General features: G+C 65.6%; 16 protein-coding genes. 10 read left to right on the top strand and 6 right to left on the bottom strand.

Annotated features, from left to right (window positions below):
* Positions 1 to 5: 5 nt before the first annotated feature.
* The 3 genes from AAFP30_RS09975 to ramB form a co-directional block, all read right to left on the bottom strand.
* Positions 6 to 1,433 (bottom strand): lipase family protein, encoded by a 1,428-nt coding sequence (locus AAFP30_RS09975; protein WP_419229741.1) that lies wholly within the window; start codon positions 1,431 to 1,433, stop codon positions 6 to 8.
* Between the two features lie 174 nt (positions 1,434 to 1,607).
* Positions 1,608 to 2,981, bottom strand: a complete 1,374-nt coding sequence (locus AAFP30_RS09970) for a lipase family protein (RefSeq protein WP_419229740.1) — start codon at positions 2,979 to 2,981, stop codon at positions 1,608 to 1,610.
* A 175-nt stretch (positions 2,982 to 3,156) separates the two neighbouring features.
* Positions 3,157 to 4,575: an acetate metabolism transcriptional regulator RamB gene (ramB, locus tag AAFP30_RS09965; RefSeq protein WP_419229739.1), complete on the bottom strand. Its 1,419-nt coding sequence runs from the start codon at positions 4,573 to 4,575 to the stop codon at positions 3,157 to 3,159.
* Positions 4,576 to 4,614: 39 nt separating this feature from the next.
* On the opposite strand from ramB, the gene AAFP30_RS09960 reads away from it, so the two are divergent.
* The 4 genes from AAFP30_RS09960 (at position 4,615) to AAFP30_RS09945 (ending at position 9,191) form a co-directional block, all read left to right on the top strand.
* Positions 4,615 to 5,370: a hypothetical protein gene (locus AAFP30_RS09960; RefSeq protein WP_419229738.1), complete on the top strand. Its 756-nt coding sequence runs from the start codon at positions 4,615 to 4,617 to the stop codon at positions 5,368 to 5,370.
* A gap of 423 nt (positions 5,371 to 5,793) precedes the next feature.
* Positions 5,794 to 7,089 carry an isocitrate lyase gene (gene aceA, locus AAFP30_RS09955; RefSeq protein ID WP_419229737.1) on the top strand — a complete coding sequence of 432 codons (1,296 nt, stop codon included), beginning with the start codon at positions 5,794 to 5,796 and terminating at the stop codon, positions 7,087 to 7,089.
* 181 nt (positions 7,090 to 7,270) lie between these two features.
* Positions 7,271 to 8,146, top strand: coding sequence for a 3-hydroxybutyryl-CoA dehydrogenase (locus AAFP30_RS09950; protein WP_419229736.1), 876 nt, complete (start codon positions 7,271 to 7,273; stop codon positions 8,144 to 8,146).
* A 235-nt stretch (positions 8,147 to 8,381) separates the two neighbouring features.
* Complete coding sequence (locus AAFP30_RS09945) at positions 8,382 to 9,191, top strand: heparin-binding hemagglutinin (RefSeq protein WP_419229735.1); 810 nt, start codon at positions 8,382 to 8,384, stop codon at positions 9,189 to 9,191.
* A 30-nt stretch (positions 9,192 to 9,221) separates the two neighbouring features.
* Here AAFP30_RS09945 and AAFP30_RS09940 read toward each other — a convergent pair whose 3' ends face one another.
* Positions 9,222 to 9,779 (bottom strand): helix-turn-helix domain-containing protein, encoded by a 558-nt coding sequence (locus tag AAFP30_RS09940; RefSeq protein ID WP_419229734.1) that lies wholly within the window; start codon positions 9,777 to 9,779, stop codon positions 9,222 to 9,224.
* A gap of 64 nt (positions 9,780 to 9,843) precedes the next feature.
* Between AAFP30_RS09940 and AAFP30_RS09935 the strand changes: the two genes are divergently transcribed.
* Positions 9,844 to 11,025, top strand: coding sequence for a benzoate/H(+) symporter BenE family transporter (locus AAFP30_RS09935; protein ID WP_419229733.1), 1,182 nt, complete (start codon positions 9,844 to 9,846; stop codon positions 11,023 to 11,025).
* 44 nt (positions 11,026 to 11,069) lie between these two features.
* Here AAFP30_RS09935 and AAFP30_RS09930 read toward each other — a convergent pair whose 3' ends face one another.
* Together AAFP30_RS09930 and AAFP30_RS09925 are read right to left on the bottom strand one after the other, a co-directional pair.
* The gene (locus tag AAFP30_RS09930) at positions 11,070 to 11,939 is read right to left on the bottom strand and encodes a polyphosphate kinase 2 family protein (protein WP_419229732.1); all 870 of its coding nucleotides are present in this window, start codon (positions 11,937 to 11,939) and stop codon (positions 11,070 to 11,072) included.
* 9 nt (positions 11,940 to 11,948) lie between these two features.
* Positions 11,949 to 12,752 carry an SDR family NAD(P)-dependent oxidoreductase gene (locus AAFP30_RS09925; RefSeq protein ID WP_419229731.1) on the bottom strand — a complete coding sequence of 268 codons (804 nt, stop codon included), beginning with the start codon at positions 12,750 to 12,752 and terminating at the stop codon, positions 11,949 to 11,951.
* Between the two features lie 151 nt (positions 12,753 to 12,903).
* Here AAFP30_RS09925 and AAFP30_RS09920 point away from each other — a divergent pair, with 151 nt between their 5' ends.
* The 5 genes from AAFP30_RS09920 (at position 12,904) to AAFP30_RS09900 (ending at position 17,062) form a co-directional block, all read left to right on the top strand.
* Complete coding sequence (locus tag AAFP30_RS09920; protein WP_419229730.1) at positions 12,904 to 14,256, top strand: DUF445 domain-containing protein; 1,353 nt, start codon at positions 12,904 to 12,906, stop codon at positions 14,254 to 14,256.
* Positions 14,257 to 14,340: 84 nt separating this feature from the next.
* Positions 14,341 to 14,811, top strand: coding sequence for a helix-turn-helix domain-containing protein (locus AAFP30_RS09915; RefSeq protein WP_419229729.1), 471 nt, complete (start codon positions 14,341 to 14,343; stop codon positions 14,809 to 14,811).
* A gap of 4 nt (positions 14,812 to 14,815) precedes the next feature.
* Complete coding sequence (locus AAFP30_RS09910; RefSeq protein WP_419229728.1) at positions 14,816 to 15,730, top strand: histone H1-like repetitive region-containing protein; 915 nt, start codon at positions 14,816 to 14,818, stop codon at positions 15,728 to 15,730.
* A gap of 109 nt (positions 15,731 to 15,839) precedes the next feature.
* A complete protein-coding gene (locus AAFP30_RS09905) occupies positions 15,840 to 16,136 on the top strand; it encodes a DUF2516 family protein (RefSeq protein WP_419230151.1) in 297 nt (98 codons plus the stop codon).
* 50 nt (positions 16,137 to 16,186) lie between these two features.
* On the top strand, positions 16,187 to 17,062 hold the full coding sequence (locus AAFP30_RS09900) for a MerR family transcriptional regulator (RefSeq protein WP_419229727.1): 876 nt from the start codon (positions 16,187 to 16,189) through the stop codon (positions 17,060 to 17,062).
* Positions 17,063 to 17,094 lie beyond the last annotated feature (32 nt).

The following is a 17,094-nucleotide window of genomic DNA, read 5'->3' as shown; positions in this document are numbered from 1 at the left end:
GGGAATCATCGTCGCGGGCAACCGCTGACGGGCACCTTCCCGGCCATGCGGTCGTGCAACCAGCTCATCGCATCGTTGAACGCGACGAACACCGTGGTCATGTGCTCGCCGGGGTACTCCTTGTAGGTGGCGTTCGCCCCGAGTGCGCATTGCTGCGCGAAGAGCGAACGCGCCTGGCTCGCCGGAATCCACCATTCCTGCGCCCCGTGGTAGATGAAGATCGGCATGGCCGCCTTGTGCCCGGACATCTCGGTGATGTCGAAGATGTGCTCGGCCACCGGTGAATGGAAGGGATCCGGATCGACCGACAGCAACTGGGTCGGACCGAAAGCCAGGCCCATGTAGCCCATCGTGCCGGTGCAGAGATTCTTCATGAACTCGTTGGTGGCCAGCGCCCGTGCCAGGTTGTTGGCCATCGGCAGGAGTTCCGGCCGTTCGCGCGCGATCCCGAGGATCGCCGCGTGGAACACCCCGGACGCCAGGTTGGCGTTCATCGCGCCGGCGAGTACGCGATAGTCGGCGGGGACACCGCCGATCGCGGCGCCGACGAACCGGGACGCGACGTCCGGGGCGTACGACGACGCGAGTTTCGCGGTCGCGTTGGTCGCGATCGCACCGCCCGAGTAGCCCAGCATGCCGATGGGTCCGGTCCCGAAGTTGCGGTGGTCGTAGGTGGCCGCGGCGCGGATGGAGTCGAGGACGACGTGGGCGGCGACGTACGGCTCGGCGTAGGCCATGCGGGCGCCGGTGTGGTCGGGCACGATGACCGCGTATCCGCGCTCGAGTGATTCCTGTGTCGTGCCGGGCTTCAGATCGGTGTTGTTGGTGTCCCCGCTCTTGCCGTGGGCGAAGGTGTAGCCGGTGGTGCAGCGGGTGCCGAGGGCAACGATCGGCGGGTTGTTCACCATCACCGGCCGCGCGCCGGGCCCTTTCCACGGCGTGGGCGGCACGAACAAGGTGGCGGTCGCGAAGAGCGGGCGATCGGCGGCATCGACGGTGCGGAACTTGATCTGCCGGGCAGTTCCGACCTTGACCTCGAGCAGCGGGGCGGCCACCTTCGCGACATCCCGGCTGGCCAGGATCTCGCCGGGACGATGATCGGCGAGGTCGGTCGGCCAGGAGTCGAAGAACGAATCGCCGGTCGGCGACGGCATCACGGCTTCACGTAACTCCTGCAATTCCTTGCTCGCGCCGGGAATCCGTGAGCGGGCCGGAATCCGCTTCAGCTGCGGGATCGCGGGTGCGGGCACCATGGCGTCGATGTCCTGCGGCACCTGGGTGGGGAACGGGGTCATGTTCATCGGATCGGCGGCTGCCGTCGATCCGATTGCGGTCGATCCGGTTGCGACGACGGTGATCGCCGCGGCGGCCACCATGAGGGTCCGCATCCATCGTCGTGTCACCGTGCGGCCGGGGCCACGTTGCGCAGGCATCGCCCACTCACTCCTTGCGTCTGGCAACCGGGCTCGGCCCCCGGACGGTCTGCACCGTCCACGACCCCTGTCTTGCGTGAACTCATTCTTTGGCGGAGTGTAGATTGCGCCCTGGAGGATCGCTGGATAAGGGTGAACTATCGTTCTTCGGTGCGAGCCTGGGCGGTCATGCGCTCACCGCTGACGCGGGCATTCATCGGGTGCGGCGATGCCGCGTAGGCGCTGATCGAGCCAGTCGAGCGCTTCTGGATAGCCCACCAGAATCGCGAGTACGTGCTCGCCGAAGACTTCGCGGTAGACCGCCCGCGCGCCCAGCGCACACTGTCCGCGGTACAGATTGCGGGCGCCGGCCGCCGGGATCCACCACTCGTAGGTCCCGTGGTAGATGTACAGCGGCACCTGCGATTTCCGATCCGCCATCCGGGTGATCCGGTAGATTCGTTCGGCCACCGGCGAATGGAATGGGTCGGGGTCGCTGGCCATCAGCTGCAGCGGCCAGAACGTCTGGCCGGTGAGGGTCGCCGGAATGGTGCACACGTTCTTCAGTGGTGAGGTGGCAAACCACTGGGCGAAGTTGTTGGCCATCGCCAACATGTCCGGGTGTTCGCGGGCGATCCCGAAGACTGCGGAGTGGAAGATGCCCGATGCGAGGTTGGCGTTCATCGAGCCGACCAACATCCGGAAGTCCGCGGGCACCCCGCCCAGCGCGGCACCGATCATCCGCGGTGCGAGTTCCGGTGCATAGCTGCCGAGAAGTTTCGCCGCGCCGTTGGTCGCGATGGCCCCACCCGAGTAGCCTGTCATCGCAACTCGACTGTCGCCGAACATCTTTCGGTCGAGGTTGGCCAACGCCCGGATCGCATCGAGCACCACATGACCGGCGACGACGGGTTCGGCGTAGGCCATCCGCGGTCCCTGATGATCCGGGATGAGCACCGCATATCCGCGCGCGAGCGCCAGCTGCGTGGTGGGCGGAATCAGGTCGGTGACGTTTGTCGCGATCGAGAAGCCATGGGCCAGAGTGTATCCCGGATCGCAGGCGGTGCCGAGGGAGTCGATCGGGAGGTTGTTCACCAGTACCGGTCGCGGTCCCCGGGAGGGGATGCGCGGGACGAGGATCGTCGCGGTCCCGAAAAACGGTGTGCCCGAGGCGTCGGTACTGCGGAACTTCAGCAACCGCGCCGACCGGATCGGGGTGGTCACCACCGGCGCGGCGGTCGCGGTGACGTCGCGAACCGCGATGAGTTCGCCCGGCGACATCGCCGCCAGGTCGGTGGGCCACCGATCGAACATGGGGTCGCCGGTGGGCGAGGGCAAGACCGCCTCCCGGAGTTCGAGGAGTCGATGGTCGAAGCCCTCCGCCCGTGCGCGCAACGGAATTCGGTTCAGTCGTGGGTAAGGTGGCGCCGGCAGCGTGCCGTTGATCGCCTGGGGGATCTGTCGTGGGATCCCCATCATGTTCGGCGGTTCGGCCGCGGCCGGGGTGGCGGTCAGGGTGCTCATGCCGATCGATAGTGCGACGACGATGGTCGAGATCATCCGCCTCATGCCGAGCCCCCTGTCGGGTGGCGACGGGATCGCCGGTGATCTCGTCACGTGATGCGAACCTACGACGACAACCGGGACAATCGACTGGGACAGGCGTCCTGAAAACAAGTGTTATCAGATCGATGCGCCTTTGAGATGATCGGTGGGGTGATGGCCGCGATCGGCGAAAGGTCGCTCAGTTCATCATGTATGGGGACACGGTGCTGCGGTGCTCGTCGATCCGCAGGGGCGCGCCGAGCGCCGGAAATGCCCGCTGTGCACAGTCGGGACGGTCGCATACCCGGCAGCCCGCGCCGATCGGGGTGACCCGCGCCTGCGGCCCGATCTCGAGGCCGTCGGAGTAGATGACCCGCGCCGCATGCCGCAGTTCGCATCCGAGGCCGATCGCGAAGGTCTTGCCGGGCTGCCCATATCGGGCGGCGCGACGTTCGACGGTGCGTGCCACCCAGAAGTACTCACGGCCGTCCGGCATCTCGGCGATCTGCGTCTGGATCTTGCCGGGGGAGGCGAAGGTCTCGTACACCGCCCACAGCGGACATGTGCCGCCGCTCGACGAGAAGTGGAAACCGGTGGCGGACTGCCGCTTCGACATGTTGCCCGCGCGGTCGACCCGCACGAACGACCACGGAATGCCCCGCAGGTTCGGGCGCTGCAGCGTCGAGAGTCGGTGGCAGATGGTCTCATACGACACCGCATAGAACGCCGAGAGTCGCTCGATGTCGTACCGGAAATCCTCGGCGGCACCGTGAAATTGGCTGTACGGCAGGACAACCGCCGCGGCGAAGTAGTTGGCCAGGCCGAGCAGGGCGAGTTTGCGGGCATCGTCGCTGGTGAAGTTGCCGTCGTCGACCAGTCCGTTGAGCAGATCGCTGTACTCCAGGTAGCCGAGTTCGGCGGCGAGTTTCATGGTGCGCTGACCGGCCGAGAGCGCCGCCGAGAACTCCAGCCGCCGCGTCTCCCGATCGAAGCGATGCAGGGTGGTGTCACCGAGGTCCACGCGCCGGACGATGGTCACGCCGTGTTTGATCTCGAGCCGATTGGAGATCTCCCGGCGGACGTCGGCCGAATGCATCCGCATCCGTGTGGTCATCTCTTCCGCCGCCACATCGAGCTCGTGTATGTAGTTGCGGCGCTGATAGAAGTAGTCGCGCACTTCTTCGTGCGGTGCGGTGATGGAGCCGCGCATGCTGCGATCGCCGCGTTCGTCGGTCGCGGCGGCCAGCTGATCGGTGGCGATCCGGTAGCGGCGGTGCAGGTTGACCATCGCCTGGGCCACCGCGGGATGGGCTGCGACGACCGAACTGATCTCATGCGCCTCGACTGCCGGCGACGGCGCCTCCACGTCGTCGTCGAGGAGAACCTCGCGCAGTTCGGCGACCAGGCGCACGTTGTCCTGGGAATCGAAGAAACCCTCGTCGATGCCGAAGACCTCGGTGATCTTGGACAGCACCGGCACGGTCAGCGGGCGGGCGTCGTGTTCGATCTGGTTGAGGTACGACGGTGAGATCGCCAGCGACTGGGCGAGCGCGACCTGCGAGAGTCCCCGTTCGGATCGGAGCTGGCGTAGCCGCGAACCCACGTAGGTCTTGGTCATGGCAACCTCCTGTCGCACCCCTCACGGTACGGTGACCGCGTGCGTCTGTTCCGCTCTCGCCGTGCGATCGCCGCAACCCTCCTGTTGTCGGCGATCATCACCCTCGGCGGATGCGGCAGTTCTCCGGCACCCACCACCCCCGTGGCACCCGCGGATCTGCTGCTGAATCCGGAACAGTTGCCCGACGGCTTCGAACCCGCGCAGCTGACCGTCGCTGATCTCGTCGGCAGCAACCGGGGCATGATCGAGCGGTCGGTGAAGGCGCAGGTGATTCCGCCGGATTGTCGACCCACCGCGGATGCGGACCTCAATACGCAGGTGTCACAGGCCAACTCGGCAGTGCTGGCGGCACGCAGTGATGCGTCGTCGCTGGTGGAACTGGTGACCACCGTGCGGCGCGACCTCGATGCCGACATCCGGGCGACCAGCGGCGGCTGCTCGACCACCACGACCGTCGTCGGCAGCGGCAATCTGCGTGGGGCGCGGGTCGTCACCCGATACACCGAGATCGCCCACCCGGACCTCGGGCCGCACGCGTCGTCGGTGCAACAGTCGTTGCTGCTGCGCTCGGAGTCCACCACGACGCTGCCCGACGGCACGGCCGGCGGCCAGATCGGGTACGCGGGGTATGCGATTGTCACGCGTGTCGGTGCCGCTCCGGTGACGGTGCAACTGACCGTCACCGGGGACGCTTCTCTGCCGGCCAACCCGCCCATGCCGGCGCGTGAACCGCTGTCCGTCGCCGGGTTCACCAACGTATTCCGCGACGCCGTCAGTGCCGCCGCCGCACCCTGATCGGGCGCCCCGGAGGCCATCTGGCACAGGTTCGACAGCGCCTCGCATATGATTGCTGTCACACATCGAGCGATGTCACATGGCGCCGACGCCGCCCAGGCGGGTCGCTCTGCCGCGTGACCGCCACCTGTCCGGTCGGGCGAAAACCCAGTACGCGCGTACTTTTTGGGGCGACACCGAACATTTTTCACAGGTGAAGATTTGCAAACTTTGCAAACTGGAGTCAAATGCTGGAGCAAGTTTGCATTCGTCAGGGGTTGGACCTGCATGTTTGTCCTGTGGCACTCTTGTCTCAGGCACCACCGGAGACCGCCGGATGATTCGCAAAGATACGGATCATGCGTCAGCCCCCGGACTGTCTGTCAGCACACCGGACCGGTCAGACCGCCGGTCCGAAGCAGGACAACGAAAGCGAAGTAGGCAATGAGCAACGTCGGAAAGCCACGTACCGCCGCCGAGATCCAGCAGGATTGGGACACCAACAACCGCTGGGACAACGTCAAGCGCGACTACACCGCCGAGCAGGTCGCCGCGCTCCAGGGATCGGTCGTCGAGGAGAACACCCTCGCCCGCCGCGGCGCGGAGATCCTCTGGGACGGCGTCACCAAGGGTGACGGCAGCTACATCAACGCGCTCGGCGCGCTGACCGGTAACCAGGCCGTGCAGCAGGTCCGCGCCGGCCTGAAGGCCGTGTACCTCTCCGGTTGGCAGGTCGCCGGCGACGCCAACCTGTCCGGCCACACCTACCCCGACCAGTCGCTCTACCCGGCCAACTCGGTGCCGAACGTGGTGCGTCGCATCAACAACGCGCTGCTGCGCGCCGACGAGATCGCCGCCGTCGAGGGTGACGACTCCGTCGACAACTGGGTCGTGCCGATCGTCGCCGACGGCGAAGCCGGCTTCGGTGGCGCCCTCAACGTCTACGAACTGCAGAAGGCCATGATCGCCGCGGGTGCCGCCGGTACCCACTGGGAGGACCAGCTCGCGTCGGAGAAGAAGTGCGGCCACCTCGGTGGCAAGGTGCTCATCCCCACCCAGCAGCACATCCGCACCCTGAACTCGGCGCGCCTGGCCGCCGACGTCGCCGGAGTCCCGACCGTCGTCATCGCTCGTACCGATGCCGAGGCCGCCACCCTGATCACCTCCGATGTCGATGACCGCGACAAGGAGTTCGTGACCGGCGAGCGCACCGCCGAGGGCTACTACCACGTGAAGAACGGCATCGAGCCGTGCATCGCGCGCGCCAAGTCCTACGCGCCGTACGCCGACATGATCTGGATGGAGACCGGTACCCCCGATCTCGAGCTGGCGCGTAAGTTCGCCGAGGCCGTCAAGAGCGAGTACCCCGACCAGCTGCTGTCCTACAACTGCAGCCCGTCGTTCAACTGGAGCAAGCACCTCGACGACAGCACCATCGCCAAGTTCCAGAACGAACTCGGCGCCATGGGCTTCACCTTCCAGTTCATCACCCTGGCCGGCTTCCACTCGCTCAACTACGGCATGTTCGATCTCGCCTACGGTTACGCCCGCGAGCAGATGACCGCCTTCGTTGACCTGCAGAACCGTGAGTTCAAGGCCGCCGACGAGCGTGGCTTCACCGCCGTCAAGCACCAGCGTGAGGTCGGCGCGGGCTACTTCGACAGCATCGCCACCACCGTTGACCCCAACACGTCCACCGCGGCGCTGAAGGGTTCGACGGAAGAGGGCCAGTTCCACTAGGAGCTGTACCCCCTCTCGGAGATACTTCTTCGCACCAGTCAGGCGGTCCGCAGCTTTCGTTGCGGGCCGCCTGTTGGCATTCTGAGGGCTGAGCCCGTACCCGGTGAGTTACCCATGTTCTTGCGAGATCTGTTCTTGCGAAATCTGTTGTTTGCGTTGTTGTTTGATCCGAGGAGTCGATGTGGCGAGTGTGAAGATCTCTCGGGTGGGGGTTGTGGGGGCGGGGCAGATGGGGGCCGGGATTGCGGAGGTGTGCGCTCGGGCGCACGTCGACGTCCTTGTCTATGAGGCCACCCGGGACCTGGCCGCTGCGGGCCGAACTCGGGTGCTGCGGTCGCTTGATCGGGGTGTCTCCAGCGGCAAGCTCACCGAACGGGAGCGCGACCAGGCCGCCGATCGCCTGCGGTTCACCTCGGATCTCGGCGACCTCGCCGACCGTCAGCTCGTCTGCGAGGCGATCGTCGAGGACGAGATCGTCAAGACACAACTCTTCGCCGACCTCGACAAGGTCGTCACCGACCCCACGGCAGTTCTCGCGTCCAACACCTCATCGATCCCGATCATGAAGCTGGGCATGGCGACCCAGGACGCATCGCGAGTGATCGGCATGCACTTCTTCAACCCGGTCCCCGTGCTGCCGCTCGTCGAACTCGTCACCACCCTCATGACCTCGCCGGAGGTCAGCGAACGTGCCGAGGGCTTTGCCCACGATGTGCTCGGCAAACAGGTCATCCACTCCGCGGACCGTTCCGGATTCATCGTCAACTCGCTACTCGTGCCGTACCTGCTGTCGTCAATTCGCATGGTGGAGAGCGGTTTTGCCTCTGTCGAGGATATCGATAAGGGGATGGTGCTCGGCTGTGCGCACCCGATGGGGCCGCTCAAACTCGCCGATCTGGTCGGCCTCGACACGGTCAAGGCGATCGCCGACAAGATGTACGAAGAGTTCAAGGAACCGCTGTACTCACCGCCGCCATTGCTGCTGCGCATGGTCGAGGCCGGTCGCCTCGGCAAGAAGACCGGTCGCGGCTTCTACGTCTACGACGCAGGCAAATAGTCGCGTTTGTCCTTTGTGTTGACAATAGATCAACAAAAAGTGACATCTACCACGTGCGTTAGCAGATCGCTTGCATTTGCTAGCAGAGCGTGGATACTGGGTTGTGGGTAATGAAAGACAAGGCCCGATGCGCCATCGAAAATACGGCATCAGCGGGCGGTACCGAGGGGTGACCGCTCAAAGCCCAGTGCCGCAGCGCAATTGGTGACCACACAACCTATTTGAGGAGATTGCTGTGAGTGAATCCACACGCACGCTGGCCAATCCGTTCTACGCTGCCGTCGGCGCCGGAGACCTGGCCGTCGCGCAGTTCAATGACATCGTCGCGCAGCTGCGCGAACGTACCGAATCGGTGAGCGAGACCGCTCAGACCCGGCTCGAAGAGACCCGTACCGCGGCCGAGGGCCGTTTCGAGAAGGCCGTCGAAGACGCCAAGACCTCCTTCGAGGACGCCAAGACCCGGCTGAACTCGCTGCCTGAGGACCTGCCCGGTGAGTTCGAAGAGCTCCGCGGCAAGCTGACCACCGACGAGATCCGCAAGGTCGCCGAGGGCTACCTCGAGGTCGCCACCGGCTTCTACAACTCGCTCGCCGAGCGCGGTGAAGAGGCTGTCGAGCGTCTGCGTCAGCAGCCGGTCGTGCAGGAGAACCTCGACCGTGCGGGCAAGGTCTACAACGACGCCGTCGACATCACCGAGGATGCTCTCGGAGTGGTCTCCTCGCAGACCCGCGTCGTCGGTGAGCGCGCCGCCAAGCTGGCCGGTCGCGTGAGCACCAAGGTCGAAGACGTGGCCGAGGATGCCGCCGTCGCACTCGAGGACGCTGCAGGCGAAGCCGCCGAGGCCATCGCCGACGCCGGTGAGTCCATCAAGGAGCAGTCGGCCGATGCCGCTCAGCAGATCGACGGCGCTGCCGGCACCGTCGAAGCCAAGGGACGTACCGCAAATGCGTCGCCGGCCAAGAAGATCGCGGCCGCCAAGAAGGCTCCGGCCAAGAAGGCTCCGGCGAAGAAGGCTGCACCGACGGCCGGTTCTGCCGACAGCTGAACATGATTCGACGCTGATCGTCGAGAACACTCACCCCCGAGGCGCTCGCCTCGGGGGTGAGTTGCGTCCGGGGGAGTGGATGGTCAGCACGGCCTCAGCACCGGCGTCGGTCCGGTAGGTGTGCGGCACGTCGCTGATCCACTGAAGCGAATCCCCCTGCGACGCATCGGCTTCATCGCCGACCCGACCTGCTCGGAGATTCCCGGCGACGACGTGGACATGTTCAACAACGCCCGGCCCGTGCGCCGGCGACGTGCGGATGCCGCCGGGCAGGACGCGCAGCCAGAACACCTCGGTGGTGGCACCATCGGAATGGTGCTCGACATGCAGGATCTGCGCGTGCAGGTATTCGCCGCTGCCCTCGGTGCCCGAGGTCTCGCCCAATAGACTGGTCAGTGGCACGCCGAGTGGCCCGGCCACTGCATAGAGGGTATCGAGCGTCGGGTTGCGTTGTCCCGATTCGATTTCCGACAACGAGCCTTTCCCGATGCCGGCCTGTCGAGCCAGCTCGGACAGCGAGAGGCCGGCCTCGGCGCGCAGCGCGGCAATCCGTTCGCCGACGATCCGTCGACGGTCCGCCGTGGTCATCGGATGTATGACATATCTACTCCCGGGTGTTCTGTTTACAGAACGATAGCGCTATTCTCTGCTCATGACCACCACCACCGAGCACGATCTGCAGCAACCCGTGGTCGCCGGGATCGTCACCGCTCTCGTCGGCTTCACGTCGTCGTTCGTCGTCGTGGTCGCCGGCTTGCGGGCGGTCGGCGCCGATGCGCACCAGGCTGCGTCCGGATTGCTGGTGCTCACCGCCCTCTTCGCGATCGGCATCATCGTGCTGTGTCTGCGGACGCGGATGCCGATCACCCTGGCCTGGTCGACACCCGGCGCGGCGATGCTGGTGGCGGCCGGGGCGTCGTATCACGCAGGCTGGGCGGCCGCGGTCGGCGCGTTTCTGGTGTGTGGCGTGCTCATCGTCGCGACCGGGCTGATTCCCGCTCTCGGTGAACTGATCGGACGTATCCCAACCCCCATCGCGCAGGCCATGCTCGCCGGCGTGCTGCTGACCCTGTGTCTGGCGCCGATGAAATCGCTTGCTGCACAGCCCTTGCTGACGCTGCCGATACTCCTCGTGTGGCTGGTGGCGATGCGCTGGTTGGCGCGGTGGGCCCTGCCGCTGGCGCTCATCGCGGCGCTCGCCGTGATCGGGATCTACCTCGTGATCCACGGCGTGCACGGCTGGGGTGAGACACCGTGGTGGCCGGAACTGACCTGGACGACACCGGCATTCGACGTCCGCGCCCTGGTCGGCATCGCGGTGCCGCTCTACATCGTGACCATGGCGTCGCAAAATGTGCCCGGTGTCGCGGTGCTGAATTCCTTTGGCTACCAGGCACCGTGGCGGTCGGCGATGACCGTGACGGGTGTCGGGACGATGATCGGCGCGCCGTTCGGCGGGCACGCGATCAACCTGGCGGCGCTCTCCGCGGCGCTGGCGGCCGGCCCCGAGGCCGGCCCGGACCGCTCTCGACGCTGGATCGCCGGCATCTCCGCCGGCGTGAGTTACCTTGTCCTCGCAGTGTTCTCCGGACTGCTCGTCGCCATCACCGCGGTCGCGCCGGCCGGACTGTTGGAAACCGTTGCGGGTCTGGCCTTGCTGGCCACTTTCGCCAACGCACTGCTCGGGGCGTTCGCGCACGAGGAGCACCGCATCCCGGCCGCTCTCACCTTCGTCACCGCGGCCTCTGGTGTCACGTTCGGCGGTATCAGTGGCGCCTTCTGGGCGCTGGTCGTGGGGTTGGTGGCACAGGCGGTGCTGCGGCGCGACACGTAGAACAGGCGCAAACGCTCAGATCGGGTGGTCAGGATTGCTCGATATCAAACATCCAGCGCCGCAACTCGTTTCTTCTCCACCTCGACATCGAAGTCGGCGGCCGGCCAATCGAGGTCGAGGCGTTGGAGGGCATCGATCAACAGCTCACACACGGCGAGTCGCGCGAACCACTTCTTGTCGGCGGGGATGAGGTACCAGGGGGCGGAGTCACTGTCGCAGCGGTCGAAGATGGCCTGGTAGGCCTCGAGATAGGCGTCCCAGTAACCGCGTTCGTCGATGTCACCGGGGTTGTACTTCCAGTACTTGTCGGGACGTTCGAGACGCTCGGTGAGTCGGGCCTTCTGCTCCGACTTGGAGACCACCATGGCGCACTTGATGATCGTGGTGCCGTTCGCCACGAGCTCACGCTCGAACTCGTTGATGATGTGGTAGCGCTTTTCCCACTCCGCTTGCGGGACCAGGTTGTGCACGCGCACCGGCAGGACGTCCTCGTAGTGTGAACGGTCGAAGATGCCGATCCGACCACCGGCCGGCAGTGCCCGGTGAACGCGCCAGAGGAAGTCGTGTGCGAGTTCCTCTTTGGTCGGTTTGCCGAATCCGGTGATGGCGAGGCCCTGCGGATCGACGAGGCCACCGACGTGGCGCACGATGCCGCCCTTGCCGGCGGTGTCCATTCCCTGCAAGACCAGGAGCACCGACCGATGATCTCCGGCGCGACCGTTGGCATACAACAGTTCCTGAAGGTCGGCGAGCACCTCGCCGCGCTCCAGCAGGAGCTTCTCGCCGAGAGCCTTGTCGCCGGTGAAACCTGGTGTGCTCGATGCGTCGAAGGTGGCGATGGGGCCGGTCGAAGTGATCCGCAGCGCCTCGGTCGCCGGTGACTCCCAGCCGGATCTGTCTTTCTTCTTGCTCATGAATCCTCCTCAGCGAGTGGATGAATCGACGGCCGGCGGGAACATCGGTCCGCCACCGAACGCGGTACGATGCGAATCCGGCGGAGTCCCATCGTTGTTGGTGATGCCCAGCGTCGACCCGAGCTCGGCGGTCACCAGGGTGTGGCCGTTGCGGTCGGACAGCGCAGGGTCGTCGGCAAGCGCGGCGATCACCCGCCCCACGAACTCCGGGTCCTCGGCGCGCTGCAGGGAGAAGCCTTCGAACTCGTCGATGCCGAGTGAGAGCATCAGCTCGGTGCGGATCAGGCCGAGCCACAATGACACCGCGGTGACACCGGTCCCGGCGAGCTCGTGCCCCATGTCGAAGGCCATCTTGTCCAGCGCCGCCTTGCTCATCCCATATAGCACCGAATGCAGATGGCCGCGGGTGCCGAACGACGAGATGGTCGCGATCAGTCCGCTGCCGCGGGGCACCATCGCTTGCGCCGCGTGTACCGACGCGACGTAGTGTGCGCGGACGCCGACACCGATCAGCGTGTCCCAGTCGTCGACGGGCCGCTCCCAGAACTTGTCCGAGAAGCCGCCGAAACCCGGTGGCGCGGCCCACGCATTGTTCACCAGGAGATCGAGCCCGTCGGTCTCGTCCGCGATGCGCGCGAACACTCCCGCGACCGCGTCGTCGTCGGTGTGGTCGCACGCAATCGGGATCGTGGTGTCGGGCCCCTCACCCTTGCGGGAGGTCACGTAGACCGTCCAGCCTGCGTCGGCCAGTGCGGTGGCCACCCCGCGGCCCACGCCGCGACTGCCTCCGGTGACCAGCGCGGTCCTGCTCATATGATCTGTCCTCGTCGTTGATGGCGGGTGTGGCAGCGTGACATGTTCCCCGAACAATAGAGCGCGACGGCCGAGGTCGTTGCGGACTCGGCGGGATCGCGCGCGTCGTGGGACGTGGCCGGTATCGGGCGCGGCGGGTAAAACTGATCCAATGACGCCAACAGTCATTTCGGACGTTCCCGGTGGGCGCCACCGCGCGCCGGGCGGGGACCCGCCGCCGCCGTCGCTGGGATTCGGTGAGAGCGGGGCGGGAGACGAGCAGCGTCGGAAAGACCTCCGCAAGATGAAGGTGGTGGCGACCGGATTCCTGGTCGTCGCCGCGCTCGTCTACCTGTTCACCCGCTACCTCGAACACCGCGACGGCCAAGACGTCGCGGCGTGGGTCGGGTATGTGCGAGCCGCTGCCGAAGCCGGGATGGTCGGTGCGCTCGCCGACTGGTTCGCGGTCACGGCACTCTTCCGGCATCCACTGGGACTGCCGATCCCGCACACCGCGCTGATTCGCAAGAAGAAGGACGACATCGGCGAACAACTCGGTGGCTTCATCGAAGACAACTTCATGACGCCCGACGTGATCGAGATGCGCGCCACCAGCCTGGAACTGCCGCGCCGCCTGTCGACCTGGCTCGCCGACCCCGCCAACGCGCCACGAGTGTCCGACGAGGCAGCCCGAATGATCGCACTCGCGGCCGAGATGCTGCGCGACGAAGACATCGAGAACCTCATCCAGCACGCCATCAAATGGGCGGGCGAACCGGAATGGGCTCAGCCGCTTGGCCGCATCCTCGAGCAGCTCATCGCCGAGGATCGTCTCGAGCCGGTGTTCCAGCTGGCCTGCGACCGCGCCCACGAATGGGCGCTGGGCAGCCAGGATCTCATCGACCGCGTCGTCGACCAGGACGTCGGCCCGTCGTGGAAACCGAAGTTCGTGAACAACCTGTTGGGCGACAAGATCTATCGGGAACTCGTCGACTTCACCTACAAGGTCCGTACGGATCCGAATCATCAACTGCGGCGGAACATGCACGAGTTCGTGCAGCAGTTCGCCGACGACCTGCAGCACGATCCGGTGATGATCGCCAAGTTCGAGGAGATCAAGCAGGAGCTGATCGGCCGCGACGAGGTGACCAATGCCGCGTCGACCGCATGGAAGACCGGTAAGGCCGTCATCGAACAGATGCTGTCGGACCCGAACAGCACGCTGCGGAACTCGTTGTCGAACTCCGCAATTCAGCTCGCCACGCGTATCCGGGACGATCGCGCGTTGCAGGAGAAGATGAACGGCTGGGTGGCGCGGGCCGCCCGACATATCGCGGCCAACTACTCGCAGGAGATCATCTCGGTCATCACCGAGACCGTGCGCGGCTGGGACGCCGACGAAACCAGTCGCAAGATCGAACTCCAGGTCGGCCGTGACCTCCAGTTCATCCGGATCAACGGCACCGTCGTCGGATCACTGGCGGGCCTGGCGATCTACACCATCTCCGTGCTGATCTTCCACTGACCGTCGACCGCGCCGTGCGAACAGTCTGCTTGCACCTGTTAGCACTCGTGTCGATACTGAGTGTCGGGGACCGAACGGAGACCGATGACACCGGACGACAGCAACGAGCATCAACACACCGAGGGCGAGCCGTCGGCCGACGACGACGGCGGGGCCAACAACCCGGTGGAGGCCGTCGCCAACGCGGCGCAGGACATCGGCGCGTTCATCCGGGCACAACGACTGTCTGCCGAAGTGTCGTTGCGGCAGTTGGCCGAACGGGCCGGCGTCAGCAATCCGTACCTCAGCCAGATCGAGCGTGGACTGCGGAAGCCGTCGGCCGATGTGCTGGCGCAGATCGCGAAGGGTCTGCGGTTGTCGGCCGAGGTGTTGTACGTTCGCGCCGGGATACTCGAGGAACGTCCGGCCAGCCCGGTGCGCGATGCACTGCTCGTCGACGACTCGATCAGCGAACGCCAGAAGCAGATGCTGCTCGAGATCTACGAGTCCTTCCGCCGAGAGAACAGCGACAACGAAGCCGCCGATAGCCGCACGACCACCGACGTCAAGGAGTGAAGCCATGCCGGAAAATCCGTTGACCACTGCGATCGGCCAAGTGAGTGCACTGCTGAACGACCTGCAGGAGCGTCGGGAAGCGGCGGGTGAGCAGGCGCAACAACGCATCGCCGAAACCGTTGGCACCGCGCAGGCGATGCTCGGCGAGGCGCGGGAGCAGGCGTCGAATCGGGTCGACGACACCCGGGAGACCGCGCTTGCGGTGTTCGAGGATGCCCGGACGAAATTGTCGTCGCTGCAGGTGGAGTTGCCGACCGAGATCGAGGATCTCCTCGCCCGCTTCAGCCCGGACGAACTACGCAAGGTTGCCGAGGCCTACCTCGCGGTGGCCGCCGGACTGTTGTCGGCCCTGTCCGAGCGCGGGGAAGAGGTCGTCGACAAGTTCCGGTCCCAGCCCCTCGTCGAACAGAACCTGCCCAAACTGGAGAGGGTCTACAACGACGCCGTCGGCCTCACCGAGGATGCACTCGGCACCATCTCCGGACAGACGCGGGCGGTCGGGGAGCGGGCGGTCGCACTGGCCGGTCTGACCACCGGCAAGGCCGACGAAGTGGTCCTCGAACCGGCCAAGAAGCCGGCGGCGAAGAAGGCACCGGCCAAGAAGGCGCCGGCCAAGAAGGCGCCGGCGAAGAAGGCTGCGGCCAAGAAGTCATCTGCGAAGAAGGCGCCGGCCAAGACTGCAACGCAGAAGGCGCCCGCGAAGAAGGCGGCCGCACAGAGGGCCGAGCCGACCAAAGCGCCCGCCAAGAAGACGGCAGCGAAGAAGACGACCCCGGCCAAGAAGACGACCCCGGCCAAGAAGACCACCCCGGCCAAGAAGACTGCGGCCAAGAAGGCGACCCCGGCCAAGAAGACTGCAGCCAAGAAGGCGCCGGCCAAGAAAACTCCGGCCAAGAAGGCGGGTCCGGCCCCGAGTTGACGATCGGTTGCGATCTTGATCGCTGACCGATGAAAACCACAACCGATTCGGCGACACGGCGGCGAATGCCAGAAATGTCTAGAGTGGTGGCGTGAATTTCCTCAGCGTGATGGCCTACGGGCAGAACCTCATCCTGTTGGCCCTGACCGTCATCGCCGGTGTCGCCTCCGCCGTCGCGTTGGTCCACGCCGCGATCCAGCGACCCGACGCCTTTCCGGCGGTCGACCGGCAGAGCAAGGTGATCTGGGTCGCGATCCTGGCGGTCGCGACCTTGTTCATCTGGTTGTTCGGCGCGGTCAACTTCCTCGGTCTGATCGGCGTGGTCGCGATGTTGGTCTACATCGTCGACGTCCGCCCGCGGGTCGACAGCATCCAGGGCAAGTCCTGGTTCAGCAAGAAAGGGTGATCGCCGCGAGGCTCGTTGGGTCGCGAATGCCTTCGCAATAGACTGGCCGGGTGGCTGAGTATCGGATCAACGACCTCGCGCAGGAGTCGGGGGTCAGCGTGCGCAACATCCGCGTCTATCAGGACCGCGGGTTGCTGCCGCCGCCGATCATCCGTGGGCGCACCGGGTGGTACTCCGACGAGCACCTCGTGCGGCTCAATCTGATCTCCCGCATGCTCGAACGCGGCTACACCTTCGCCACGATCAGTGAACTGTTGCAGGCCGCGCACCACGGCATGAAGGTCGAACACGTCCTCCGGGCCTCACCCAAGGGTGGACGGTTCCGCAACTTCAAACGCGCCGCCACGATCACCATCACCGAACTGCGCAAAACCCTCAATGCGTCGGATCGTTCCATCGCGTTGAGTCAGAAACTCGGGTTGCTCGCCAAGGACGGCGCGCACTACGCAATCCGTAACCCCGAGGTGCTCGAGGGTGCCGAAACGCTGGTCAAGGCCGGTATCGACATCGATGTGCTCCTCGACCGATGGGTGCGGGTGCAGGGTGACCTCGAGGATGTCGCGAAGAGTTTCGTCTCGATCATCACCGACAAGTACTTCGACGAGAACCTGCCCGACCTGGGTGAACAGGGCGTCAGCAAGATGGCCGAACTCATCGGAACGGTGCGCCCGATGGCGCACGAGATCGTCGAGACGACCTTCCGTAAGGCGCTGGATCAACAGATCTCCCAGGCGATCGGCGAGGCCAGCACCTACTTCGACGCGGCGCTTGCCGCGAGTGATGCAGAGCACGCCGGTGTCGCCGGCGACTCGGATGTCACCAGCCAGAACGGAACGACGGGTGGGGGCCCGATCGTTGACCAACCGAAGGTATTCGACAACGACGTCGATACCGACACACCGACCCGGGCCGAGCATCTCGACTGAGTTCGGTAGATCGGCATCGATCAGGGGGGACA

This window comes from Gordonia sp. CPCC 205515 (assembly GCF_048537925.1).
GTDB lineage: Bacteria > Actinomycetota > Actinomycetes > Mycobacteriales > Mycobacteriaceae > Gordonia.
This window is presented reverse-complemented; position numbering and strand designations above follow the sequence as displayed.